The organism is Chromohalobacter sp. HP20-39 (assembly GCF_033052815.1).
In the GTDB taxonomy this organism is placed as follows: domain Bacteria; phylum Pseudomonadota; class Gammaproteobacteria; order Pseudomonadales; family Halomonadaceae; genus Chromohalobacter.
The window spans coordinates 1-255 of the sequence record NZ_JAWHTP010000893.1 but is presented as its reverse complement, the minus strand read 5'-3'; the positions used below and the strand labels follow the sequence as shown (position 1 = coordinate 255).

Sequence of the window (255 nt, the reverse complement as noted above, 5' to 3'; positions counted from 1 at the left end):
GGAGGGGCGCAAGGTCTTCGGCAACATCGTCAAATACATCAAGATGGGTGCCAGCTCGAACTTCGGCAACGTGTTCAGTGTGCTGGGCGCCAGCCTGTTTCTGCCGTTTCTGCCGATGGCACCGGTCCAGGTGCTGCTCAACAACCTGCTCTACGACTTCTCGCAAACCGCCATCCCGACGGACAACGTGGATGAGGACTACCTTGTCCGGCCGCGCCGGTGGGAGATCGGCCTCATCCTGAAGTTCATGCTGTA

1 protein-coding gene is annotated in these 255 nt (G+C 59.2%); it reads left to right on the top strand.

What is annotated here, in order from left to right:
• Positions 1-255 (top strand): hypothetical protein (locus tag RVY79_RS20545; RefSeq protein WP_317466439.1); only part of this gene is annotated, 255 nt, incomplete at both ends.